This window comes from Ruegeria arenilitoris (assembly GCF_013035425.1).
Lineage (GTDB): Bacteria > Pseudomonadota > Alphaproteobacteria > Rhodobacterales > Rhodobacteraceae > Ruegeria > Ruegeria arenilitoris_A.
The window spans coordinates 374,540-397,885 of the sequence record NZ_WQHX01000002.1; the positions used below are offsets into that span (position 1 = coordinate 374,540).

General features: G+C 52.0%; 22 protein-coding genes. 11 read left to right on the top strand and 11 right to left on the bottom strand.

Going from position 1 to position 23,346, the window contains the following annotated elements; genetic code table 11:
- Positions 1 to 46 precede the first annotated feature (46 nt).
- The 11 genes from GOV45_RS07490 (at position 47) to GOV45_RS07540 (ending at position 12,035) form a co-directional block, all read left to right on the top strand.
- Positions 47 to 928 carry a LysR family transcriptional regulator gene (locus GOV45_RS07490; protein WP_170476052.1) on the top strand — a complete coding sequence of 294 codons (882 nt, stop codon included), beginning with the start codon at positions 47 to 49 and terminating at the stop codon, positions 926 to 928.
- Positions 929 to 1,047: 119 nt separating this feature from the next.
- Positions 1,048 to 3,426: a fatty acid cis/trans isomerase gene (locus GOV45_RS07495; RefSeq protein ID WP_170476054.1), complete on the top strand. Its 2,379-nt coding sequence runs from the start codon at positions 1,048 to 1,050 to the stop codon at positions 3,424 to 3,426.
- Positions 3,427 to 3,523: 97 nt separating this feature from the next.
- Positions 3,524 to 4,192 (top strand): PAQR family membrane homeostasis protein TrhA, encoded by a 669-nt coding sequence (gene trhA / locus GOV45_RS07500; RefSeq protein WP_170476055.1) that lies wholly within the window; start codon positions 3,524 to 3,526, stop codon positions 4,190 to 4,192.
- A gap of 271 nt (positions 4,193 to 4,463) precedes the next feature.
- Complete coding sequence (locus GOV45_RS07505; RefSeq protein ID WP_170476057.1) at positions 4,464 to 6,203, top strand: ABC transporter substrate-binding protein; 1,740 nt, start codon at positions 4,464 to 4,466, stop codon at positions 6,201 to 6,203.
- A gap of 86 nt (positions 6,204 to 6,289) precedes the next feature.
- A complete protein-coding gene (locus GOV45_RS07510; RefSeq protein ID WP_170476059.1) occupies positions 6,290 to 7,339 on the top strand; it encodes an ABC transporter ATP-binding protein in 1,050 nt (349 codons plus the stop codon).
- Between the two features lies 1 nt (position 7,340).
- On the top strand, positions 7,341 to 8,417 hold the full coding sequence (locus GOV45_RS07515; protein WP_170476061.1) for an ABC transporter ATP-binding protein: 1,077 nt from the start codon (positions 7,341 to 7,343) through the stop codon (positions 8,415 to 8,417).
- A complete protein-coding gene (locus GOV45_RS07520) occupies positions 8,414 to 9,277 on the top strand; it encodes a carbohydrate ABC transporter permease (RefSeq protein ID WP_170476063.1) in 864 nt (287 codons plus the stop codon). Before GOV45_RS07515 ends, GOV45_RS07520 begins: the two co-directional genes overlap by 4 nt.
- Positions 9,274 to 10,071 (top strand): carbohydrate ABC transporter permease, encoded by a 798-nt coding sequence (locus GOV45_RS07525; protein ID WP_170476065.1) that lies wholly within the window; start codon positions 9,274 to 9,276, stop codon positions 10,069 to 10,071. The genes GOV45_RS07520 and GOV45_RS07525 overlap by 4 nt, the downstream gene beginning before the upstream one ends.
- 8 nt (positions 10,072 to 10,079) lie before the next feature.
- A complete protein-coding gene (locus tag GOV45_RS07530) occupies positions 10,080 to 10,487 on the top strand; it encodes a DUF2160 domain-containing protein (protein ID WP_170476066.1) in 408 nt (135 codons plus the stop codon).
- Positions 10,488 to 10,555: 68 nt separating this feature from the next.
- Positions 10,556 to 10,951, top strand: coding sequence for a BlaI/MecI/CopY family transcriptional regulator (locus tag GOV45_RS07535; protein ID WP_170476068.1), 396 nt, complete (start codon positions 10,556 to 10,558; stop codon positions 10,949 to 10,951).
- Entirely contained in the window at positions 10,938 to 12,035 is a 1,098-nt protein-coding gene (locus GOV45_RS07540; RefSeq protein WP_170476071.1) for a M56 family metallopeptidase, read from the top strand. The genes GOV45_RS07535 and GOV45_RS07540 overlap by 14 nt, the downstream gene beginning before the upstream one ends.
- Positions 12,036 to 12,159: 124 nt before the next feature.
- Here GOV45_RS07540 and GOV45_RS07545 read toward each other — a convergent pair whose 3' ends face one another.
- The 11 genes from GOV45_RS07545 to GOV45_RS07595 all read right to left on the bottom strand — a co-directional run bounded on the left by GOV45_RS07545 (position 12,160) and on the right by GOV45_RS07595 (position 23,340).
- Complete coding sequence (locus GOV45_RS07545) at positions 12,160 to 12,954, bottom strand: aldolase/citrate lyase family protein (RefSeq protein ID WP_170476073.1); 795 nt, start codon at positions 12,952 to 12,954, stop codon at positions 12,160 to 12,162.
- A gap of 11 nt (positions 12,955 to 12,965) precedes the next feature.
- On the bottom strand, positions 12,966 to 13,766 hold the full coding sequence (gene hpaH / locus GOV45_RS07550) for a 2-oxo-hept-4-ene-1,7-dioate hydratase (RefSeq protein ID WP_170476075.1): 801 nt from the start codon (positions 13,764 to 13,766) through the stop codon (positions 12,966 to 12,968).
- Positions 13,763 to 14,617 (bottom strand): fumarylacetoacetate hydrolase family protein, encoded by an 855-nt coding sequence (locus GOV45_RS07555; RefSeq protein WP_170476077.1) that lies wholly within the window; start codon positions 14,615 to 14,617, stop codon positions 13,763 to 13,765. The genes hpaH and GOV45_RS07555 overlap by 4 nt, the downstream gene beginning before the upstream one ends.
- Positions 14,614 to 16,011 carry a pyridoxal phosphate-dependent decarboxylase family protein gene (locus GOV45_RS07560; protein ID WP_170476079.1) on the bottom strand — a complete coding sequence of 466 codons (1,398 nt, stop codon included), beginning with the start codon at positions 16,009 to 16,011 and terminating at the stop codon, positions 14,614 to 14,616. The genes GOV45_RS07555 and GOV45_RS07560 overlap by 4 nt, the downstream gene beginning before the upstream one ends.
- A 20-nt stretch (positions 16,012 to 16,031) precedes the next feature.
- Positions 16,032 to 17,015: a 3,4-dihydroxyphenylacetate 2,3-dioxygenase gene (gene hpaD / locus GOV45_RS07565; protein ID WP_170476081.1), complete on the bottom strand. Its 984-nt coding sequence runs from the start codon at positions 17,013 to 17,015 to the stop codon at positions 16,032 to 16,034.
- An 81-nt stretch (positions 17,016 to 17,096) separates the two neighbouring features.
- Positions 17,097 to 18,605: a 5-carboxymethyl-2-hydroxymuconate semialdehyde dehydrogenase gene (hpaE, locus tag GOV45_RS07570; RefSeq protein ID WP_170476083.1), complete on the bottom strand. Its 1,509-nt coding sequence runs from the start codon at positions 18,603 to 18,605 to the stop codon at positions 17,097 to 17,099.
- Complete coding sequence (locus tag GOV45_RS07575) at positions 18,602 to 18,991, bottom strand: 5-carboxymethyl-2-hydroxymuconate isomerase (RefSeq protein WP_170476085.1); 390 nt, start codon at positions 18,989 to 18,991, stop codon at positions 18,602 to 18,604. Before GOV45_RS07575 ends, hpaE begins: the two co-directional genes overlap by 4 nt.
- 179 nt (positions 18,992 to 19,170) lie before the next feature.
- The gene (locus GOV45_RS07580; protein ID WP_170476087.1) at positions 19,171 to 20,523 is read right to left on the bottom strand and encodes an aminotransferase class III-fold pyridoxal phosphate-dependent enzyme; all 1,353 of its coding nucleotides are present in this window, start codon (positions 20,521 to 20,523) and stop codon (positions 19,171 to 19,173) included.
- Complete coding sequence (locus tag GOV45_RS07585) at positions 20,520 to 21,335, bottom strand: IclR family transcriptional regulator (RefSeq protein WP_170476089.1); 816 nt, start codon at positions 21,333 to 21,335, stop codon at positions 20,520 to 20,522. Before GOV45_RS07585 ends, GOV45_RS07580 begins: the two co-directional genes overlap by 4 nt.
- Positions 21,336 to 22,046: a type 1 glutamine amidotransferase gene (locus GOV45_RS07590; protein WP_170476091.1), complete on the bottom strand. Its 711-nt coding sequence runs from the start codon at positions 22,044 to 22,046 to the stop codon at positions 21,336 to 21,338. It lies immediately after the preceding gene.
- 1 nt (position 22,047) lies between these two features.
- Positions 22,048 to 23,340 (bottom strand): glutamine synthetase family protein, encoded by a 1,293-nt coding sequence (locus GOV45_RS07595; RefSeq protein ID WP_170476092.1) that lies wholly within the window; start codon positions 23,338 to 23,340, stop codon positions 22,048 to 22,050.
- Between the last annotated feature and the right edge of the window lie 6 nt (positions 23,341 to 23,346).

A 23,346-nucleotide genomic window follows, 5' to 3' on the forward strand; every position in this document is an offset into this window, starting at 1 on the left:
TCAGTCAAATTCAAGTTATTTAACGAAGCTTCAGGAATTCTGAAATATGGCGATCAAAATCGAAATGCTTCGATGTTTTTGTTCGGTGGCGCTGTCCGGTAACCTTGTCGAAGCCGCAGAGCGTTTGGGGCGCACTCAATCCGCTGTTTCTATGACCCTGAAACAGTTTGAAGATCATCTGGGCAAAAAGTTGTTCGAAGGAGAACGGAAAAACCGACTTTCACCATTGGGTCAGCAGGTTTTTGAAATTTCACTTAAACAAGTGCGCCAATTCGATCAGACGGTTCAATCCATCCAAGCAGCGGCAGACGCCGAACGTGGACTGCTGCGCATCGTTTCTGTTCCGTCAGTTGCAGCACTAATGTTCCCCGCTGTTCTCGACCATATGACTAAAAAGTTTACCGGATTGAAAATCGAACTGCGGGACACCGATACACAACAAGTGCTGGATGCACTGGTCGAGGGCAAAGCCGACTTGGGTATAGCTTCGGGATATCATCCAATGAATGGCTTCAATGCTGTACCGCTCTTCCAGGATCAATTTGGACTTGTATGCGCTTCTGACCACCCGCTTATTACCAGGGACGAACCGCCTACAGTCGAAGACGTTGTTTCAGCGCCGTTCATACGCAATGCCCTGTGTGACCTCATTCAGACACCAAGCTTTCAGCGCGCAATCGAACAAGCCGACGTCACCATACAAAACACACATTCGCTGATAACCATGGTAAGAACTGGCGCTTGGGTCACTGTTCTTCCTCGGATGGTTGCGAACTTCATTCCAGAAACCACGGCATTTCGCACCATATCCGACTTGCCAGACACGCGGCAAGTTTACCTCTATGTAAGGGAAAGACCACGCTTTAAATACATAACCGACGAGTGCAGAGAGTTCATTCTAAATCAAATCCTTGCGTCATACTATTAAACGAATTTCTTTTTCTCCTTCAGGCGCTGGAACCGAGGCTCGCTCACCGGACTCGACTTTGCATCAAGAGCGGGCAAAATTGGAGCGAGTAAAAAGCTTTGCCGGGTGGGAGGAGAAGTATGCCAATTGTCCGACAGTTTGGAACTTGGGCAAAAATCGTCTTCGCCGCAGTCGTTCTCGTCATAGTGCTTAGCCCATCAAATATTGCGTTGGCCGATACAAAAACTGCAGGCGTTGTGTCACAACCCCAGCAGAACTGGGCGGAGGTCAAAACGATCCTTGATCGACGCTGTGTCGTTTGCCACAGCTGTTACGACGCGCCTTGCCAGCTAAAGTTGACCTCGCCCCAAGGTCTCTTGCGCGGGGCTAGCAAAGAAGCCGTCTATCACACCGAACGTCTGAAGGATGCACAGCCCACGCGTCTTGGCATTGATGCACAGACAGTGCCCGAATGGGTAAGGCTTGGTTTTTTTCCGATCTTACATACTGAAGAGCAATCCAAGGAAGACAGCACTTTACTGGAAAAGTACCTTAACCTTGGTCGTGAATATCCGCTGTCAGCAAATAATCCCGTACCTGACGAATTGGGCCTAGCAATCGATCGACCGCTTGTCTGCCCTACATCATCGGAATTCGGCGATTTTCGCAATTCACATCCCTTAGCCGGCATGCCTTATGCAGCGGCGCCACTATCAGAAAACGATTTTCATGTATTTACGAATTGGGTGCGCAGAGGTGCACCGATTTCGTCTTCCCTTGCGGAGATGCCCGCAGAAATTCAAAGCCAGATCGACGCTTGGGAAGCATTTCTAAATGGTTCTGATCTGCGAAATCGATTGATGAGCCGTTATCTTTACGAACACCTTTTTCTTGCGCGTCTTCATTTTGACAATGACGATTCACGAAGATTCTTTAAGCTTGTTCGGTCTATCACGCCTCCGGGTAAGGCGATTGACGTCGTCGCAACCCGGAGACCCTTTGACAACCCCGGTATCGAACAGGTCCACTACCGTTTGCAGGTTATTGATGAGAGCATCGTGCACAAGGAACACCTCGTGTACACGCTTAGCCCAGACCGGATGTCCCGATTTAAGGAGCTATTTCTGGACACTGACTGGAATTTGTTCGAATTGCCACCTTATGGCACAGCCGAAGGGGGTAACCCATTTAGTACTTTTTCGGCAATCCCAGCCCGAAGTCGATATCAATTCCTGCTGGATGACGCATTGTTTTTCGTCCGCAGTTTTATTCGCGGCCCGGTTTGTCATGGCGAAACTGCGGTAGACGTGATCGAAGACCGATTTTGGGTTAGCTTTCTCGATCCGGACGCAGACCTATCTGTTACAGACCCCGACTTTCTTGAAAACGGAGCTCAATATCTCGAACTACCAGTTTCGGACATGAATGACGGTGCGCTGGGAGATTTGCAGGCATTTTCGCATAAAAACCAGGTGCGCTACATCGAATATCGCGACAGCCAGTATCGTAACAGTTCGATTTTCACGACGGGATTTGACTATAGCTCGATCTGGGACGGCGACGGCGATAATCCCGATGCGCGCATTACTGTATTCAGGCATTTCGACAATGCTTCAGCGATGACTGGTTATCACGGTGCTGTTCCAGAAACCGCCTGGATAATCGACTTTCCGATATTCGAACGCATCTATTATGACTTGGTGGCTGGGTACGATGTGTTCGGGAGGGTGGAACATCAACTTTCCACACGCCTTTACATGGACGAGCTGAGAATGGAGAGCGAAGATCTGTTCCTCTCTTTCATGCCTGAAGACGTGCGGCAAGAAATGCACAATGGCTGGTACAAAGGCACCCTCGCAGAACTGCATACATATTGGCATCGCCGTCACGTCGACAACGATTTCCCGTCTGGAATTGAGTTTACAACCCCCAACCCTAAGAAAGAATTCCTTGTGGAATTATTGCGTAATGGCAAGGGTTTATGGCCCGTTTCTGATGCAATTAACAGATGTTCACCTGGTGATTGCCTACAGCACTTGCAAGATCCAATTGATCAGACCGTACGAGGCCTTGCAAATCAACGCGGCCCTTGGGTGCAATATCTGCCAGATCTATCAATTCTTATTGTCGAGACAGAGGATGGCTCATCAAGAATCTTTTCTCTTGCACATGACAAAGCACATACCAATGTCGCGTTCCTCTTCGACGAAGAAGCACGCAGAGAACCGCAAAGCGATGTACTGACGGTTATCCCGGGGCTATTTGCCAGCTATCCGAACTTTTTCTTCAATGTTCGCCAAGAAAAATTGGGTGATTTCATTAAAGAAACAAAAGCTGTTCAGTCTCAAGATGAATGGATGGAGTTAGTGGCCGAATACGGTGTGCGCAGAACAAGCCCCGATTTTTGGGAAACCAGTGATTTCCTGAATACTTTCTTTTTGGATCAGAGTCCGATTGAGGCCGGCATACTGGACCTCAACCGCTACAAAGATCCAAAAAAAGAAGACGATCCAACTTGACACCACAAAAACAACTAAATTCGCAGCCTAGATTAGTTGGACAATAACCCCGCCAAAGCGACTTGTCGGCTAGGGGATCGGCGCCTAGTTTAATATTATGTGGTCTTTTGCCGATATCCGGCCTGCTTACAGCAAGGCAGAGCGAATAAGCGACGGTGTTGTGCACATTGCAGGTCTGGCAGCGGCGATAGTGGCGGTTCCGACACTGATAACCTTGACCGCGCATCATCGTTCCGATCCTGACGCAGTATTGGGTGCTTCGGTATATGGGATCACTCTAATTTTGATGCTGACGCTTTCCGCCCTTTACAACATGATTGACAGCGAAAGATGGTCGGGGCTTTTACGCCGTCTTGATCACTCTGGAATTTACGTAAAGATTGCAGGAACTTATACGCCGTTCTTACTGCTATCTGGCGTTCAAGCTCCGGGGTTGCTCATTGGCCTCTGGTCTTCTGCAACCTTGGGTTCTGCATTAAAACTTGTCGACCCAAATCGGTTCAGGTGGTTTGGCCTTACCCTGTATGTGGGGATGGGATGGGCTATAGTCTGGGCCGGAGAATCTCTTTTGATGGAACTTTCACCTACCGTCTTGGCGTTGATGATTGCGGGCGGTGTTGTCTATACCTTGGGGATTATTTTTTACCTTATGGAGTGGCTGCCGTTTCATAACACGATCTGGCATGTATTCGTCCTTACAGGCAGTGTTTTGTTTTTCATTGCTGTGGCGGTGCGCATTGCACTGGTTCCACAAATTCAACTCTGAACGTCGGTGAAAAATACAACCCCTCGTTACCCATATCTCGGCGTTTTCCGGCTTTGCGTGGTTTTTACTTCACTTGCGGTAGATCGTATTCAATCTGAAATTACATTTGCGATATGGCCTGGCCTCCCATCACATCAGAGACGTAAAAAGTGTTTAAAATCAATTTGTAATCTAAATACTAAATTTTTAGTTTGACAGCATGGCGAAAAATCGCTGATGCTGTCCCTCATCCGGTCTAGACCGGAGAGCCATAATTTTTGGGAGGAAACAGATGCGGAGACATCTACTTTCCGCAGTGGCGGCGGCTGCCGTCATTGCGGGGCACGGTCCCGTGTGGGCCGACGAAGCCGCAGCACAACGCTGGATTGACGACGAATTCCAGCCATCGACACTGTCGAAAGACGAACAGATGGCGGAAATGCAATGGTTCATCGAAGCCGCACAGCCTTATGCTGGCATGGAAATCAACGTCCTTTCCGAAGGCATCCCGACACACTCCTACGAATCCGAGGTCTTGACCAAAGCGTTCGAGGAAATCACGGGAATTAAGGTCAACCATCAGATACTTGGCGAAGGCGAAGTGGTTCAGGCGGTCCAAACCCAGATGCAGACCGGACGGAATCTGTACGACGGTTATGTAAACGATAGTGACTTGATCGGCACTCATTCACGTTTGCAGCTTGCTTATCCGCTAACCGACATGATGGGCGGCAATTGGGCGGCTACAACTTCACCTACGCTGGACTTGGATGACTTTATGGGCATTCAGTTCACGACCGGACCTGATGGCAAACTGTATCAGCTGCCTGACCAGCAATTCGCGAACCTCTATTGGTTCCGTAAGGACTGGTTTGATGACGAAAACAACAAAGCCGCCTTCAAAGAAAAGTACGGTTATGATCTTGGAGTACCGGTCAACTGGTCAGCATATGAGGACATCGCCGAGTTCTTTACTAACGACGTAAAGGAAGTCGACGGAGTGGCGATCTATGGCCACATGGACTACGGCAAACGCGCACCAGACCTAGGTTGGCGCATGACAGACGCTTGGCTGTCGATGGCTGGCGCGGGCGACAAAGGTGAGCCGAACGGGATTCCCGTCGACGAATGGGGAATCCGTATGGAAGCGGGCACCTGTAATCCGGTTGGTGCATCGGTGTCTCGTGGTGGTGCAGCAAACGGCCCAGCAGCGGTTTATGCGATCCGTAAGTGGGATGAGTGGCTGCGGAACTATGCTCCTCCGGGTGCTGCTTCCTATGACTTCTATCAGTCGCTTCCGGCACTCAGCCAAGGCAACGTGGCTCAGCAGATTTTCTGGTACACAGCCTTTACAGCCGACATGGTGAAGCCGAAGTCCGAAGGCAACAATACAGTGGACGACGAAGGCACACCGCTTTGGCGGATGGCTCCCAGCCCACACGGCCCTTATTGGGAAGATGGACAGAAAGTTGGCTATCAGGACGTGGGTTCTTGGACGTTCCTGAAATCAACTCCTGAGGATCGCGCACAGGCTGCTTGGCTGTACGCTCAATTCGTGACCTCCAAAACTGTCGATGTGAAGAAGTCCCACGTTGGTCTGACTTTCATCCGCGACAGCTCGGTCAACCACGAATCGTTCACCGAACGCGCACCCAAGCTGGGCGGTCTTGTCGAGTTTTACCGCTCGCCTGACCGCGTCGCATGGTCGCCGACTGGCATCAACGTTCCGGATTATCCGAAGCTGGCCCAGATCTGGTGGCAGCAAATTGGAGACGTGAACTCTGGTGCATTCACTCCGCAAGAGGCAATGGACCGTCTGGCTGAAGAAATGGACATTACCATGGCCCGCATGCAAGCCGCGGATGAAGGTGCCGGTGTCTACGGCGGCTGTGGCCCACGTTTGAACGAGCCACAGGATCCCGCCTTCTGGCTAGAGAAAGAGGGTTCTCCCAAGGCTAAGCTGGAAAACGAAAAGCCACAGGGCCAGACCGTCAACTATGACGAACTGGTTCAGCGCTGGCAGTCCCAGTAAAGCGTTGAAACCCGGGGGTGCCGTTTCAGGCATCCCCAACCAAGACCAAGGCAGCGAAATTTGCTGCGGGATCGGAATCCACGGACATGATTGAACTACAAGACGCGACAAAACGGGTCGGCAACGTCATCCATATCAAGCCAACGAACCTGACGCTGCAAACAGGCCATTTTAACGTACTGTTGGGTGCAACTGGCTCGGGAAAAACTTCTCTGATCAAGATGATGGCCGGGTTGGATCCGATCGCTTCTGGCAGCGTCCTGATGGACGGGCAAGACGTTACGCGGTTGAACACTCAGAAACGCAAGATCAGCCTCGTGCACCAGTTCTTTGTGAATTACCCACACATGACGGTGTTTGAGAACATAGCCTCGCCGCTTCGCGTGGCAGGTATGGCCCAATCCGAAATTGACGGACGTGTGGAAGAGGCCGCCGATCTATTGCAGCTGCGCCCGATGCTGCAACGTCGTCCGCACGAGTTGTCAGGCGGGCAACAGCAACGCACCGCCCTAGCCCGCGCGATAGCAAAGGAAAGCCGCGCCGTTTTTCTGGACGAGCCGTTGGCCAACCTGGACTACAAACTGCGCGAGGAACTAAGAGAGCAACTACCCGATTTGTTCGCTGGTCGTGGCGCGGTCGTTGTCTATGCCACCTCGGAACCCGAAGAGGCTTTGCTGCTGGGTGGCCGGACAGCCCTAATGGAAGACGGGCACGTGACCCAGTTCGGATCAACAGCAGATATTTACCGAAACCCCGAAAACCTCGCTGCAGCGCGCGTGTTCTCGGACCCCCCGATTAACGTTGCACCAATAAATGTGTCGGACTCTAAGGCTCGACTGGCGGGCGGTGGTGACTGGGCCGTTCCAGAAATGGCTGACGGAAACTATGTGGTCGCCGTACGTCCACATCGCGTGACACCTTTCCGCACTTCGGAAGCAGATGTTGAGCTTACCGGCCGTGTGATTGTGACTGAATTATCTGGATCCGATTCCAGCGCTCATTTCCAACATGGGGATGAAGCGTGGGTTTCACTGGCGGCTGGAGTTCACCCTTATGAAGTGGGTGAGGATCACATTTTCTATATGAACCCGGCTCATTGCCGTTATTTCGGCCAAGACGGCAAAAGGGTGGCCTGACATGGCGCAGATCAAGCTTTCCAACCTCAAACACAGTTATTTGCCGTCGCCCCAGGGCCCAGAAGACTATGCCCTTAAGGAAATCGACGTGACTTGGCGTGATGGCGGGGCATACGCTCTGCTTGGTCCTTCCGGTTGCGGTAAATCCACATTGCTGAACATAATTTCAGGTCTTTTGACCCCATCCGAGGGGCAGATTCTGTTCGACGGGCGTGATGTAACCGCCCTGCCCCCAGACCAGCGCAATATAGCGCAGGTTTTCCAATTTCCCGTTATTTACGACACTATGACCGTTGGCGAAAACTTGGCGTTCCCTCTCAAGAACCGGGGTGTGGATGCAGCGACAATCAACCAGCGCGTCGATGAAATCGCCAAGATGCTGGACGTCACGGACATGCTTGACACCCGAGCCTCTGGGCTCAGCCCGGACAACAAGCAAAAAATTTCGATGGGCCGGGGGCTGGTACGCGACGACGTGAATGCCGTCATGTTCGACGAACCCCTGACGGTTATTGATCCGCACCTTAAATGGAAGCTGCGCTCGAAACTGAAGGAACTGCATCAACAAGTGAAAGCCACGATGATCTACGTCACTCACGACCAGACCGAGGCACTGACATTCGCCGATGAGGTCGTTGTGATGCAAGAAGGCGAAGTGGTGCAGATCGGTACACCCGTGGATTTGTTTGAGAGACCTCAACACACTTTTGTCGGTCACTTCATCGGCTCACCCGGAATGAATGTCCTACCCTGCGAGGCCAAAGGCGATCGTGCAATCTTCGAAGGCCACGAAGTCCATTTGGAAGGACCTGTACAAGGGACCGGAGGTAACACCAATCTGGGCATTCGCCCCGAATATGTGGGTTTTGGCGAGACGGGCATCCCTGCGCATGTGACCAAAGTTTCTGATATCGGCCGTCACTATGTAGTAAGCGCAATTGTTGGCGACACCGCTTTGAAAGTAGTGTCAGAACACAGCGCGCCGGAACCTGGATCACAAGTATTCCTGCAGTTCAAACCTGAACAATCCCGTGTTTATCGCGACGGCTGGATCGCAACCGAGGAGCGCGGCACATGAGAACAGAAAACCAAAGGGCGTGGTTCTTTGTGCTTCCAGTCCTGGCGCTGGTCGCATTCAACGCATTGGTGCCGATGATGACAGTTGTCAATTATTCGGTGCAAGAAACATTTGGGAACAACCAATTCTTCTGGGAGGGGTTGGGATGGTTCGAGCAAATCCTCCGCTCGGATCGGTTCCAAGCAGCACTGGGGCGCCAATTTCTGTTTACTGCCCTGATCCTTATGATCGAAGTACCTTTGGGTATAATCGTGGCCCTTTCGATGCCGCGTAAAGGGATTTGGGTGCCGGTGTGTTTGGTTTTGATGGCTTTACCAATGTTGATCCCTTGGAATGTGGTGGGATCGATGTGGAATATCTTCACCCTGCCCAAGATTGGATTGTTGGGCTATTTCCTGAATGATGTCCTTGGCATCAACTATGACATGACCCAACAACCAATCTCGGCCTGGATTACCGTTATCGTAATGGATGTCTGGCACTGGACTTCGCTAGTAGTGTTGCTTTGTTATGCCGGGCTGGTTTCGATCCCAGACGCCTATTATCAAGCTGCCAAGATTGATGGTGCATCCAATTGGTCTGTCTTTCGCTACATCCAGTTGCCCAAAATGAAAACTGTTCTCACGATCGCGATCCTTTTGCGCTTTATGGACAGCTTTAACATATACACAGAGCCCTTCGTGTTAACGGGCGGTGGTCCCGGAAACTCGACCACGCTGCTGTCGATTGATCTTGTAAAGATCGCTTTGGGTCAGTTCGATCTTGGCCCCGCAGCGGCAATGAGCTTGATTTATTTCGCCATCACGCTGTTGGTCAGCTGGGTCTTCTACACTCTGATGACAAAGGACGACGCCGAATGAGAAAGCGTTCCCTGATACCCATCCTCTATATCGCATTCCTGATGCTGCCAATCTATTGGCTCGTAGCGATGTCGTTCAAAACCACCAACGAAATACTCTCTGGTTTTTCGCTTTTTCCGCAAACATTTACGCTGGACAACTACATAACGATCTTCACCGATCCAACGTGGTATTGGGGTTATATCAACTCGATCATTTACGTAACGATCAACACGGTGCTTTCTGTTTGTGTTGCATTGCCCGCGGCCTACGCATTCTCACGTTACAGGTTTCTTGGCGACAAGCAGCTGTTCTTTTGGCTGCTGACCAACCGGATGGCACCCGCTGCTGTCTTTGCGCTGCCATTCTTTCAGCTTTATTCGTCAATTCATCTTTTCGACACCTACCTGGCCGTAGCGCTGGCACACACCTTGTTCAACGTGCCGCTGGCGGTCTGGATCCTGGAGGGATTCATGCGAGGCATCCCAAAAGAGTTGGACGAAACCGCCTATGTGGATGGCTATTCCTTCCCTAGATTCTTTGTGAAAATCTTCCTCCCCAACATCAAAGCCGGGGTTGGGGTCGCCGCTTTCTTTTGCTTTATGTTTTCATGGGTGGAAATGCTTCTGGCCAAGACGCTTACTGCAGTTGAGGCAAAACCCATAGCGGCGGTGATGACCCGAACGGCATCCAGCGCTGGGTACGAGTTGGGGTTATTGGCGGCGGCGGGAACGCTGACAATCATCCCAGGCGCCATCGTCATCTGGTTTGTCCGAAACTACATCGCGCGCGGCTTCGCGATGGGTCGAGTTTGAGGTTCGATATGCAAAAACTTCTCACAGCACTCATTGCTCTTCTGCCTTCCTCGGCATTAGCACAAGCTAAGGCCGGTTGGGGTAATGTTGGCCAGCAGGAAGAAGCGGGATTCTCATGGACCGCCCCGCTGTGGCCTGATTTCTGGATGGCATGGACGCCCGCGACTCTGGCCGTATTTGTTGGCATCTTCTCGGCAATTGCGATCATCGGCGTCCTTGAGATTTTTAAGTTTCGAGACGGCATTGAACGGCGCGGTGTTCTGGGTCTTACAACCACACTGGGTGATCGTCTGTTCATCACTTTATTGGGTTCTGCCTACATTTTTCTGGCATGGCTCGGGCTAGTGGGGCAACCGGTCTGGACCCCACTTTTCATTTCAATTGGCTGGGGCTTTTTCGTCTTTTGGAAAGTTTAGGCTTTGCGTAACGGCAAAAGGATGCTTGTTTTACAAGCACACTAGGTAAAATGGTGACACCGAGATCTATGCGAAAAAGAAAGACGGGAAATCTTCTGACCGAGGTTGAACTTGAGTTCATGAACGAACTCTGGGGCCTTGGGCAAGGCTCGGTGCGTGATGTCCTGGACCGCCTTCCGCCAGAGCGAAACCTGGCCTACACTTCCGGCGCAACGATCCTGCGAATTCTCGATGAAAAAGGTTTTGTCGAAAGTCACAAGGACGGCAAGACGCTGATCTACAGGCCGCTTCTGGAGAAAGACAGGTATCAGGCGCGCTCGCTTCAGAACCTGTCCCGCACACTATTCGACGACACGCCCGCATCTCTGGTTGCGCGTTTAGTCGACGATGCGGGGCTGAGCGAAGCGGATCTCGAGGAAATTCGGGCACTGGTAGAGAGGAGACTGCAAAATGACAGCGGTTAAACCGGTTCTCGATGCGTATCTCGAATTGAATCTTGTATTGGCTTTGTCGGCGATTGTTTGGCTGGCATCTAGAGCGTTGTTGTCACGAACCCGTCTGGGCCACAGCTATGTCGTTCAATTACAGGCGCTTAAGGCGCTGTGCGTATGCGTAATTCTTAGCCCCATACTGGCTTTGGGTGCCACGTCAATAGCCGCCCAGCTTTGGCCGGGCCAAACTGTGGCCTTCGGAGACATTGCAGTTGCGGCATATTTACGTGGCGACATCGCAATTCCGGCAATTCAATTCGAAGCACTGCTAAACACCCGCCAGCATTTGGTCGAGCTCTTGATGTCAGGCGAAAACTCAGCGTTGACCGGCATTTTCTACCTGTTGGCCGCGACCTCTGCGCTTTTGGCGCTTCGCGTGTTCCGCGACGCGCTGGTCATTCGTGAAGCGGTTCACAACAGTTTTTTGTGGCGGAGTTCGAACAAAGTCGACATCCGCTTGTCAGATCGCGTTTCCGTACCCTTTGCAGTTCGAGGATTACGCCGATGCCATATAGTTTTGCCAAGCCACTTACTGGACACGCCGCGGGAACTACGCTTCGCCCTGGCACATGAACTCCAGCACGTGCGCTCTCACGACGTTGAATGGGAATTGGGATTAGAACTTTTGCGCCCACTGTTGTTCTGGAATCCGGCTTATCTGGTCCTGAAATACCAATTCAACCGCCTGCGCGAACTTGCGTGCGATCAATCTGTTGTAACTCGAAAAGGTATCGATGCGCGCGATTATACGTCGTGTTTACTCGATTACTGTGCCCGGACTGTGGCGCGAAACCATCCTAAGGTTTTGAATGTCGCCTTGGTTTCCGAGGGAAAAGCTAAGCGCGTATTGCGTCAACGCGTCATCGCATTGGCAGACGCTCCAACAATTCAATCTGCTGTGCCGATGGCTTTTCTAGGTCTTTCGCTGATGTTCGCTGTCTTGCTGGCGGTTGGATCAGCCGGCATGCAACAAACTCAGGATTGGAGCCACGACAGATTGATGCTGTCAACGGTCGTGAACCTTGAGCGATTGCAAGCTCGTAATCAGGGAAACTGAGCCCACCAAGGTAATCTCTTATGAGAAGGCTCCGACCCAAAGACTAGTTCGCGCTTTATCCCAACCCTTTAAACTCGATGAAAGGGCCTGGGCGTTAGAGGCGGCCACTGGCCCCAAAACTTCGTCAGGACGCTTGATTCGAAGCGTTGGAAAGTATCGCAGCGCCGGATTTCGCAGCGGATCGTGAAGCTTTGGCAAGCAGCGTCACGTCGATATCTGTAGCTAGAAACGTGGCCCCTTGGTCAACGCATTTTTTTTGCATTTCCGGATCTAACGTCAAAATGCCCGCGGCCTTGCCCGCGTCCACGATCCGGGCAAGTGCGTCCATGATTGCGGACACAACAAGCGGATGATCAGCGTTCCCAAGGTGGCCAAGATCCGCAGCCAGATCTGCAGGTCCAATAAAAACACCGTCGATATCGGTTTCCAGAATATCGCCCAGCGCTTCAAGTCCTAGACGGTTTTCCACTTGTACAAGCAAACAGATTTGTTCGTCTGCCGTTGTTAGATAATTCGGGATCGCCCCAAAACGGGAAACACGAGCCAAGGAAGAGCCAACTCCACGCACGCCAGCTGGCGGATAGCGAACGGCTCTGACAAGGTCTTCTGCTTGTTGGCCGCTTTCGACCATAGGTACAAGTATGCTTTGCACTCCTGCATCAAGATATTGCTTGATCATCCACGTCTCGCCGATCGGCAAACGGGCGACTGGGTGGCTGTCTGAGGCCTCAACCACGCGAATTTGCTCGAGTGTCGAACGAAGATCGTTTGGAGCATGTTCCCCGTCGACCAACAACCAGTCAAACCCGGCTGTTGAAACGACTTCGGCGGCATAGGCATCAGCCAGCGCCAACCAGCATCCTAGCTGAGGTTCTCCGGCTTTCAGAGCGGCTTTGAAGGTATTGGTTGGCGCAGACACTTGGCGCTCCTTTAGGCAAAGCGAACATCGACCGACCCAAACGAGCCGAAATCAGCATGAATTCTGGTATTTGGCGGGCACTCTATAGGTCGAATGAAACTACCTGATAATATCACATGACCGGGTTCAATGCTCTGGCCGTACTGCGCCATACGACGCGCCAGCCATACGACACTTTCAATCGGGTCGTTTAAGACACCAGCTCCAAGCCCTGTCTCTTCGATCTGATCATTGCGAAAGGTTATGGCGCCGACCCATCTAAGGTCGAAAGCATCCAAATCATGCCGGTCAGTCCCCAGTACGACCCCAGCGTTCGCCGCGTTGTCACTGATTGTATCTAAGACATTGCGTGCAGTTCCAGTCTGTGGATCAACGCGGTGGATCCTTGTGTCTAGGATTTCAAGGGATGGCGCGACATAGTCCGTCGCTGCAATTACGTCGCCGCGGGTCACGTCCTTTCCACCAACAGACGATTTCATCACAAACGCGATTTCGGCTTCGACACGCGGTTGAATGAAGCGTCCCTTTGGAACGGTATCACCGCTTTCGAAAAGCATGTTGTCAAATAGTATACCGCTGTCCGGAACGTCGATGTTCAGCGCATATTGCATCGCTTTTGAAGTGAGTCCGATTTTCCAACCTATCACCTTTCGGCCTTGGGCCAGTTTCTGACGGTGAATTTCCTTTTGAACTTCGTAGGCGTCACTCATATCCATCTCGGGATAGCGCAGCGACAAAAGGCCTACCTGCTTACGAGTACGTTCGGCCATGAGCAGGTCTGCAGCAGCACGGAAGTGATCATCTGGCGTCATAGCGCTTCGTCCTCAACCGTATTGCGAAGTGTTCCGATACCATTAACCGAAACCTCCACAACATCGCCAGGTTTCAAAAACCTTGGCGGGTCAAACCGGGCTCCGGCACCAGTTGGGGTGCCCGTCACGATTATATCACCGGGTTGGAGGGTCATGAAGGTCGAGATGTATTCGATCTCGCGGCGGATGGGAAACATCATTCGGTTCAGAGTGTCATCCTGACGAAGCTCACCGTTCACGTGCGTTTGTATTCTTGCCTCGTCAAGTTGCGCGGCATCGCTAAACGGTACCAGCCAAGGCCCAAGTGCACCTGATCGATCCCAGTTCTTGCCTTGCGTTACATTAAACTTTGCATGGCGCACCCAGTCACGGATCGTGCCCTCATTACATAAGGTCAAAGCGGCGATGTGGTCGTATGCGTCTGCCTGAGCGATCCTGCGGCCACCTTTTCCTATCACAATGGCCACTTCACCTTCATAATCCAACTTGTGGCTTTCCGGAGGCCGGATCAATGGGCGTTCATGCCCGGTAAATCCGCTGGCAAAACGGGGAAACAACGACATGTATTCCGGTTGCACACTACCATCATTGTACTCAGCATTACGGTCAGGAAAATTTACACCAACACATAGAATTCTGGATGCATTGGGCAGAACCATCTCGTATTGGAAGACCTTGTGCGAAGCCAACCTACCCTTCGCCGCTTGTTCAAGTTCGCCCAGCGCGTTGTCTCTTACCGCATCCAGCAAGGTCGGCCATTGAGGGAAACCGTCATCCAGCGCGATCATGCCTTCTTCGGTCACTGCGCCGTAATGAAAGTGACCTCCGACGGAAAAGCTCGCAAATCTCATTGCAACGCCCTCCAAACATCCTTGATCACGACAGGCGCCATCATGACCTGTTCGCGTGTGGTGTCGAATTGACCAACCTGAAACCTAATCACCTTGCGACCTTCGAACATGGCCTGCGTCAGGTAAATGCGCCCGTCATCATTCAATGCATCAACCAATCGCTGTTGCGCCGCGTCGTCACCAGGACAGCGAAATGTAAAAAGGCTTAAAATTGGTTCGGTAACAATCTCAAACCCTTCGGTTGCGCGAATTTTGTCGCAGACTTCGTGCCCCCAAGTCACATGATTGCGAATACGTTCACGCAGCCCCTCCAAACCATAGGAACGGATCAGGAACCAGATTTTAAGCGCCCGAAACCGACGGCCCAGCGGAATAGTCCATTCGGAATAATTTGTTACCTCGGCCCCAGAGGTTTTTAGGAATTCCGGTTCTATCTTCAGAGTATTGAGCTGAGGTATCGGATCTCGCAAAAATTGTACTGAGCAATCGAACTGCGCACCGAGCCACTTATGTGGGTTGAAGACAATGCTGTCGAACCCCTCAACCCCTGCCCAAAAATCGCCTCTGAACTCCGGGCAAATCATTGCGGAACCAGCCCAAGCCGCATCAAGATGCGTATACAAATCCTGCTCATTTGCGACTTTCAGTACTTCATCCAACCGATCGCTGGCCCCAATACCGGTGCCACCGGTTGCAGCGATAATACCCGCTGGTTTTTGCCCGACGTCGCGATCACTAGAAATCGCTTCGCGCAGCGCCGCAGCGTCCATCGAATGGCGCGGGCCAACTGTCGGTATCTTAACCAGATTTTTTTCCCCGATCCCCGCGACCCAGCATGCCCTATCGATGGAAGAATGGACTTGCTCAGAACAATAAATGCGCAAGTCACCCTTGGCGTTCAGCCCGTCGCGATTGCCGGTGAAGCCAGTTGCCCGTTCGCGCATGGTCAAAACCGCTGAAAGCGTTGCGGAAGAGGCGCTGTCCTGAATAACCCCTGTATATTCAGGCGGCAGATCAAGCGCCTGGCGTAACCAATCAACCATAACACCTTCAAGCTCGGTTGCTGCAGGCGAAGTCTGCCACAACATGCATTGCGCTGCGACGGTCGTGATCAACATGTCCGCCAGCATTGAAGGAGGTGCTGCATTAGCCGGAAAATACGCGAAAAATCGGGGATGTTGCCAATGGGTCATTCCGGGCATTACGATCCGTTCGAAATCGGCCATGATGTCTTCCATGGCCTCGGATTCATCAGGTGGAATTTCCGGCAATTGAGCGGCAATTTCACCCGGAGCCGTCTGCGCCCTTACTGGGAGTTCAGGAAGACCCTTGTGATAATCCGCAGCCCAGTCAGAAATATGTTTGCCCCAATGGCTGAACTCATCCCAGTTCATTCACAACTCCGTAGTAAATTTTATGGTGCGATAATCGGGGTAGCATTCAACTCGGCTTCTTTAACTGCGACATCAGTAAACTGCGTTCCATGTTCGAACCAGCTGCGCGGTGCCGGAGCCCCCCAAAGAGTTTGGCGTTGCGGGTCTTTCAAATCCCATTTCAAAGGTTCGTGGTCGGGATCTACGGTTTGATAATCCGAGCTATAGATTTCGATCCGGTGACCATCCGGATCAAGAATATACAAGAAGAACGCATTTGAAATACCATGCCGACCCGGTCCCCGCTCTATATTCTCTACGTATCCGGTCGTCGACATTACATCCAGTAAGTCGATGATGTGCAACGGATTGGCTACCCAAAACGCCACGTGGTGCAACCGAGGGCCAGTACCGTTTGTAAAGGCCATATCATGCACACCGCCTTTTCGGTGCAGCCACGCGGCCCAAAGGCGTTTACTTTCCTCATCCTCGGTGTATTCGGTCACCCGAAAACCCATTTCACTGTAAAAAACGACGCTTTCATCCACATTGGGGCTGAAGCAGTTAAAGTGGTCGATCCGCAAAGGGCGCACACCGTGGTAGCGCGCGTATTGCTGATGGATCGTCGGCAAACGGTCCATCTTGTGATAAAATTCCAAAGGAACGCCATTGTTGTCAGATGTCAAAAGCGTCCGGCCTTGATGCGGTCTTTCAATCCACTTGGTTGGTCGACCCTTTGTTTGAAACCATTTGTTTGCCCGGTCCAAGTCTGTTTCGTCAAACAGCTTGAAGCCCATGACTTCAACAGTGCCCGGGGCGTCTGATGCCTGCAGAACAATGCTGTGGTGTCCCCGCTCCTCTAGCGCGCGCAAATAGATGTGACTGTCAGTTTCGTTGGTCACCTGAAGGCCAAACATGTCCACATAGAACTTACGCGAAACCGTCAAATCTTTGACATTTAGACAAACATGGCTCAGTCGGATTGTATTGAAATCCGGGTAAAGGTTCGGTGCGGGTACTGGCATTTTAAACTCCCATGGCTTCCAAAGCGTCTGGCTGCCTTGACAATTGGTGTTGGTGCGCGCGTTTTTATCAGCCCAGTCGGGTCACACTCCAAGACGGGTAATTCTGTGTTGACCGGTGGCAAAACCGATGTGCTTTTGCTCCATATAAAACTCGAAAGACCAATCCCCGCCGTCACGCCCAATTCCAGATGCTTTCACGCCGCCAAAAGGGGTCGGCAGATGGCGTACATTTTCTGAATTCACCCAGATCATCCCCGCCTCGAGCCCGTCAGTAAATCGTAGCGCGCGCGTCAGGTCGTTCGTCCAAAGATAACCGGTCAAACCATAAGGTGTATCGTTGGCCAACTGAAGAGCTTCTTCCTCGGTTGAAAAAGAGATTGAGGTCAGAACAGGTCCGAATATCTCTTCTCGCGCGATGCGCATCTGGTTGGTGGCGTTCGTAAACAGAGTGGGCCGGACAAAGTAGCCCTTGTCACCCAAAACCTCACCACCAGCGGCGATTTTTGCGCCGTCCTGTTTGGCTACTTCGAAGTACGAGGTGACCTTATTAAAATGCTCTTCGCTTATCAGCGGCCCAACTTCGGTTTCTGGGTCTAGCGGGTGGCCAACGCGGATGTTATTGACGCGTTCGATCAGCTTGGCCTCAAATTCCTCGCGGATCGTTTCCTGAACCAAAAGGCGCGAAGACGAGGTGCATCGTTCGCCATTGATCGAATAGATCATGAAGATTACTGCGTCCAATGCGCGGTCCAAATCGGCGTCTTCAAACACGATAACCGGATTTTTGCCCCCAAGTTCAAGATGATTACGCTTCAGCGTATCTGCCCCTTGTTTGGTAACCAGGCTACCTGTGCGACTCTCACCTACAAACGCGATTGCGCGTATTTTTGGATGTTCACACAGAGCTTTGCCCACCTCCTCACCATAGCCATTCACGGTATTGAGTACGCCTTTGGGCAAGCCGGCCTCTTCTGCGATTTCAACCAACAACCGCGCCGTCAACGGGCTGGCCTCAGCTGGCTTGTGTATGACTGTACAACCTGCAGCCAGTGCCGGCGCAATCTTCCACGTGGAAAGCATGAAAGGCGTATTCCAAGGAGTAATGACACCCACCGGGCCGATCGGCACGCGCGTTGTAATGTTCATAAGCGTTGGAGACTTCAGGTGCTGACCATCCCGCGCTTGCACCACCTGATCCGCAAAATAGCGAAAATTTTCTGCCCCGCGCAGCGCTGCCTTGGACATGAACTTTAGCGCCTGCCCTGTATCCCAGCATTCGCACAAAGCAATTTCTTCCGCTCGCGCTTCAATAGCTTCGGCGATGCGTATCAGTATACTTTGCCTTTCCTTCGCAGCCATATCGCGCCAATCAACAAACGCGTCCGCCGCCGCTGTCGCTGCGGCATCGATGTCATCAGTGTTACCCCTCGCAACTTGGCAAATCGTGCTTCGGTCGACAGGAGATGAATTTTCGAAAACCCCCAATGAGCCTGCACGATCCTGACCTGCAATCCGGTTCAGCACTCCGTTTGATTGGAACCTGTCCAAATGCCGATACAATTTTTTGACGTTTTGCTCTAAAGTGCTCATTGTTGCTCCTCTAGATGATCACGGATGGTGCCACATTTTGGGGCAAGGTTGGCATCGATTTCTCGCAACTCAGCTGACAGCGCGATTGACCGGATGTTCATCGCCGACGATAGAAAAGCCCGAGCCGACTCGAAAATCCGTTCTATCACCTGTTGCTTGACCCGAGCAGTACGCCCCTCGCGCAGACGAACTGATATGTCTACGAAACCGTGTTTGGGGTCGCCATCCGCGATTGCATAATGATCCACCTTTATGGCGCGCACGCGTATTCCCGGTATAGGCAGAGCGTCGATTTGACTGGCTGAACTCCTAACAGCTTCGCACAATGCGCCAATGTCAACATCTGGCTCAAGGTTGCCAGAATAGTCGATTTGGATATGCGGCATGACACAACCCTGTTTATTTTACATGTTAATCATTTTGGAAAGTAACGGAGTTTGTTCAACTGAGTCAAACAAAATACTTAACATGTGTTGTACTTTCTCGATGAACCAAAGACCAATGGCGCTTACAAGGCGCAAAGCCGCTGTCAGCGTTGAGCAAACGGATCAGCCACCGCAAGCACTTAAATTGCGTTTAAACCGCTATCCAACGCTGAAAGGATGGTATTAACGTCTTCTTCGCTAAGGATCAGTGGTGGTGAAAGAATGATATTATTCCCGGAAACGCGCACCATGGCGCCAGCATCGTACGCTGTTTCCTGAACCTTACCGATCACAGACTTACCGATAGGCACTTTGCTTGTACGATCTGATACAAGTTCAAGCGCACACATTAATCCGTATCCGCCACGGACATCACCGACCGCATCGTGTTTTTGCGCAAGCCTTTTTAGCCCTTTGAACAACTGATCTCCGCGGGCTGCAGCGTTGTCTTTAACATTGAGCCTTTGTGTTTCTTTCAGACACGCGATCGCTGCAGCTGCCCCGACCGGATGCCCGGAATAGGTGTATCCCGAACCAATGGTTGCCTTGCCCGTTGCGTCACTCTCAAAGACATCAGAGACTGAATCGCTGATCATCACCGCTCCAAATGGAAAATATCCGTTGGTAATGGCCTTTGCGGTAACTGCCAAGTCAGGCTGAACACCAAAACGGCGTGAACCACTCCACGCTCCAGTACGGCCGTAGGCCGTGATAACCTCATCCGCGACCAGCAGAATTCCGTACTTTGCACATATTTCGCGCACTCCGGGAAGAAAGCTTTCATGCGGCGGAATCACGCCACCTGCGCCAAGGACAGGCTCAACTATCATGGCAGCAATCGTCGACGAATCCTGAAACTTGATTTCGTCTTCCAATGCCGCCAGACACAACTGCGCCAGCTTGTACGAGTCCGTTTCCCCAAACGGGTTGCGATATGTGTAAGGCGAAGGAATGTGGTGGCAACCCGGCATCAGCGGCTCATACTGAATGCGGAAATTCGGGTTTCCGTTAACCGATGCGCCCAAAGTGTGCGTTCCGTGATACCCCTTTTTCAGACTCAAAAATTTAACACGGCCACTCTCGCCCCGAACTTTGTGGTACTGTCGGGCAAGGCGTAACGCGATTTCCACACCATCTGATCCTCCCGAAGTGAAAAACGCGCGGGAAAGGCCGTCAGGGGCAAAAAATTCACGAAGCATCCAACTGAGTTCAATCACCAGATCATTAGTGGTGCCGCGAAAAATCGAATAATAGGGCAGTCGATCAAGCTGTTCGGTGATCGCGTCTTTTATCGGTTGGCAGGAATAGCCAAGATTCACGTTCCATAAACCCCCAACACCATCAATGACAGTACGACCGTCAACGTCCGTGATGGTGACGCCCTCACCCCCAACAATGATTTCAGGCGGATTTGCTAAGCTGTCCGCCGGATGCGCCATAGGATGCCACAGGTGGCGCGCGTTGTTTTCTTTAAGGAAATTACTGTCCTTCATAACATCACCTGTTTAGCAGTGGTTTCTTCGCCCCATCCTGACGGCAGACTCTGAAAAATTTTTGGGAAAACACCACCCAACGCGGTGGAGGCTCGGTCTGCTTCTTGTAAAAGCATCAGGGCAATATCGCGAAGTTTAAGAGGGCTGATGCGAGCGCTTGGCACTGCGACCGCCAGAGATCCGACAACTCTTCCCCCATCGCCGAAAAGCGGGACGCCCACTGAACTTACCCCTTCATCGAATGTGCCTGTAACGGTGCAAACGCCGTATTGGCGAACCATCCCTATTTTGTCCCTAAGCACAGCGGGATCAGAAATTGTCTGGTCTGTGTACTTTGACAGCGGTCTGGCCATGACCTTCGTCCGCAAGTCATCCGGGCAAAACGCCAATACCGCAATTCCCGAAGACGTGGCGTGCAGTGGCAACATTTCCGCAATGTCGAAATTCACCTGAACCCCATGTAAACACGGGTCCGCATGCGCCACCGGAGATAAGGCCTCGCCCTGCAGAAGGCTGGCATGGGCCAGTTCTCCGACCTTTTCTGACAACTCAAAGACGATTGGTTGCAACAACTTGCGAACTGGAAACAAAGTTTCACGCAGCGCCGACAAACGTAGCAAAGCCGGACCCAACCGGTACGCGCGGGTCATTGGATGCTGTTCCAGATATCCGTTTTCTGCAAGTTCAGTCAGGTGGCGATGCAGGGTCGCTTTGTCGCGTCCAGTGATGCGCACAAACTCACCAAGTCCGATCTCGGCTCTGTCGCGGTCGAAAAGCCCAAGCAACTCAAGTGCTTTTGTTATTGTACCCATCTAGCGCATCCCGTTCTCAAAAAAGGCTGCTATTTCGTTTGCAAAGACCAGTCTATCTGCGGAACCGGCTTGCAATGACAGACGCGCCTTGTTCGTGACATCTTCGCCAAGATAAGAAGCGTATTCTTCGACAAGGTCGGTCACGAACTCATGGGTCATCTCAGGATGATGTTGAACAGTGAAAACGTGATTGCCGATGGCAAATCCGGCAATCGGGCAACCCGCGCCTTCGAAGATACACTGTGCACCGTCCGGAAGCGCACCCACCTGTTCGATGTGAGAACCGTAAAGATAAATAGTTTCGTTCTCGCCAGACCAGTTCGTCTTAGCCACGCGATGCATTTCGATCCGTCCGTGCGCCCAACCGTCGGGGTTTCGCACAATCGGAGCCCTCAGTGCTTTGGCGATTATCTGATGCCCGAAACAGGCACCAAACAGAGGAGTTTTCTGAGCTATTATCTGTCGGATCAAGGTCTCCAACCGGAGCATCCAGGGCTCATTTTCAGTGACAGAGGACGGGCTACCCGTGATCATCACACCATCGAATTTTGAAATGTCTGCCGGGAATTCGCCCTTACAGACCCAAAATGCAGTTACATCCCAATCCGGTCTCACTTCATTAATCAGATTTGCAAAGGCGGTGTCATCCATCGGGCGAGCCAATGCAAAGGCACTGAAATCGGTATTTGTGACAAGGGTTGCTATTTTCATTTCAGACAAACCACACATAGAAGTCCAACAGAGCGTCAGGTTCCAGTTCGCGCGTTTTGCGGAATTCCCGCTCCTTCATGAAAACATGATTTTCTACCAGTTCGCGTCCTACTGCATCGACCAACGCGGTATCAGCTTGTAGGTCCTGAATAGCCTTGCGCAGGTTTGGTGCCGTTCCGACCCGGGCATCAACAGTGTCAAATCCATCGCCTGTCTCGATTGGTGGCAGGGTTAGCTTGCTCTCGAATCCAAGACGAGCTGCCTGCAGAACAGCGGCTGCGGCCGTATAAGGGTTCGCGCTGGCGTCGGCCATACGATGCTCTAACCGCGCTTTTGCTCCGCCTTCCCCAGACACCCGTGTGGTTACGCCTCGGTGATCACCCCCCCAGTTTTTCCAGTAACCGGACAGAGTCGAAGGCTGCAATCGACGGTACGACCCAGCGGTAGGCGCAATTAGCCCAGCCAAACCTTCGTGATGGTGAACCAATCCTGCCAGGCACCCTCGCGAAAGGTCATTCAAATGATCCGGACCACCGAGATCTCCTGTTGCCAACGCGTTACCGCCTTCGGCATTCTGGAACGAGAAATTGATATGCATGCCGGATCCACCCAGTTCAGACAAAGGCTTGGGTAGGAAAGTCAGTACAATCCCGTGATCCAAAGCGACTTCTCGGGCCATTTGTCGGAACAAAACTGTGTCATCCACGGCTTTCAACGCGTCGTCGAAAGTCAATGTGTATTCAAATTGCGGACTGTCATATTCTGCGGTTATCAGGTCCAGCCGGAACCCCAATTCCAAGGCTTTGTTCCAGATGACGTCATTTATCCGTATTGGATCGGAAAATGGTCCAGTACCATAGACTGTCCCGCCAGGAGCGTCATACGGGCGCAATCGCCCGTCCTCGCCCCCTTGCAAGGCATAAGCCTCAAGCTCGATGCCAAGCATTGGTTTAAGCCCGTGTTTCTCCCAATCCCCTATGGCACGTTTCAAGGCGCCTCGCGGACACAGGGACAAAGGCGTTCCATCCGCATCAAAAAGATCACCAACGACGATTGCAGTTTCCGGCTCCCATCCTTTTCGGATATCGTCACCCCGCCACCGAAGCTCCATATCCGGCGCTCCTTCGCGCACCTTGGCATGTGGCGCATCCAGCAACAGGTCTCTGTCGTAATGCACACCAAACGTGGCTCGGGCAAATCGGGTTGACGCATCGCCGATCTTGCTGGCCGGCAGGTACTTGCCCCTTGGGATCGACAGGTGGTCAATGAACAAGGCGCGTAAACGGTTCGACATGGTGAT

Coding starts and splice junctions, on each gene's coding strand:
- GOV45_RS07505 (WP_170476057.1), top strand. CDS start 4,464: ATGCGGAGACATCTACTTTCCGCAGTGGCGGCGGCTGCCGTCATTGCG.
- trhA (WP_170476055.1), top strand. CDS start 3,524: ATGTGGTCTTTTGCCGATATCCGGCCTGCTTACAGCAAGGCAGAGCGA.
- GOV45_RS07535 (WP_170476068.1), top strand. CDS start 10,556: ATGCGAAAAAGAAAGACGGGAAATCTTCTGACCGAGGTTGAACTTGAG.
- GOV45_RS07575 (WP_170476085.1), bottom strand. CDS start 18,991: ATGCCGCATATCCAAATCGACTATTCTGGCAACCTTGAGCCAGATGTT.
- GOV45_RS07495 (WP_170476054.1), top strand. CDS start 1,048: ATGCCAATTGTCCGACAGTTTGGAACTTGGGCAAAAATCGTCTTCGCC.
- GOV45_RS07490 (WP_170476052.1), top strand. CDS start 47: ATGGCGATCAAAATCGAAATGCTTCGATGTTTTTGTTCGGTGGCGCTG.
- GOV45_RS07595 (WP_170476092.1), bottom strand. CDS start 23,340: ATGTCGAACCGTTTACGCGCCTTGTTCATTGACCACCTGTCGATCCCA.
- hpaH (WP_170476075.1), bottom strand. CDS start 13,766: ATGACGCCAGATGATCACTTCCGTGCTGCTGCAGACCTGCTCATGGCC.
- GOV45_RS07585 (WP_170476089.1), bottom strand. CDS start 21,335: ATGGGTACAATAACAAAAGCACTTGAGTTGCTTGGGCTTTTCGACCGC.
- GOV45_RS07580 (WP_170476087.1), bottom strand. CDS start 20,523: ATGAAGGACAGTAATTTCCTTAAAGAAAACAACGCGCGCCACCTGTGG.
- hpaD (WP_170476081.1), bottom strand. CDS start 17,015: ATGCCAGTACCCGCACCGAACCTTTACCCGGATTTCAATACAATCCGA.
- GOV45_RS07590 (WP_170476091.1), bottom strand. CDS start 22,046: ATGAAAATAGCAACCCTTGTCACAAATACCGATTTCAGTGCCTTTGCA.
- GOV45_RS07540 (WP_170476071.1), top strand. CDS start 10,938: ATGACAGCGGTTAAACCGGTTCTCGATGCGTATCTCGAATTGAATCTT.
- GOV45_RS07520 (WP_170476063.1), top strand. CDS start 8,414: ATGAGAACAGAAAACCAAAGGGCGTGGTTCTTTGTGCTTCCAGTCCTG.
- GOV45_RS07510 (WP_170476059.1), top strand. CDS start 6,290: ATGATTGAACTACAAGACGCGACAAAACGGGTCGGCAACGTCATCCAT.
- GOV45_RS07530 (WP_170476066.1), top strand. CDS start 10,080: ATGCAAAAACTTCTCACAGCACTCATTGCTCTTCTGCCTTCCTCGGCA.
- hpaE (WP_170476083.1), bottom strand. CDS start 18,605: ATGAGCACTTTAGAGCAAAACGTCAAAAAATTGTATCGGCATTTGGAC.
- GOV45_RS07555 (WP_170476077.1), bottom strand. CDS start 14,617: ATGAGATTTGCGAGCTTTTCCGTCGGAGGTCACTTTCATTACGGCGCA.
- GOV45_RS07560 (WP_170476079.1), bottom strand. CDS start 16,011: ATGAACTGGGATGAGTTCAGCCATTGGGGCAAACATATTTCTGACTGG.
- GOV45_RS07525 (WP_170476065.1), top strand. CDS start 9,274: ATGAGAAAGCGTTCCCTGATACCCATCCTCTATATCGCATTCCTGATG.
- GOV45_RS07515 (WP_170476061.1), top strand. CDS start 7,341: ATGGCGCAGATCAAGCTTTCCAACCTCAAACACAGTTATTTGCCGTCG.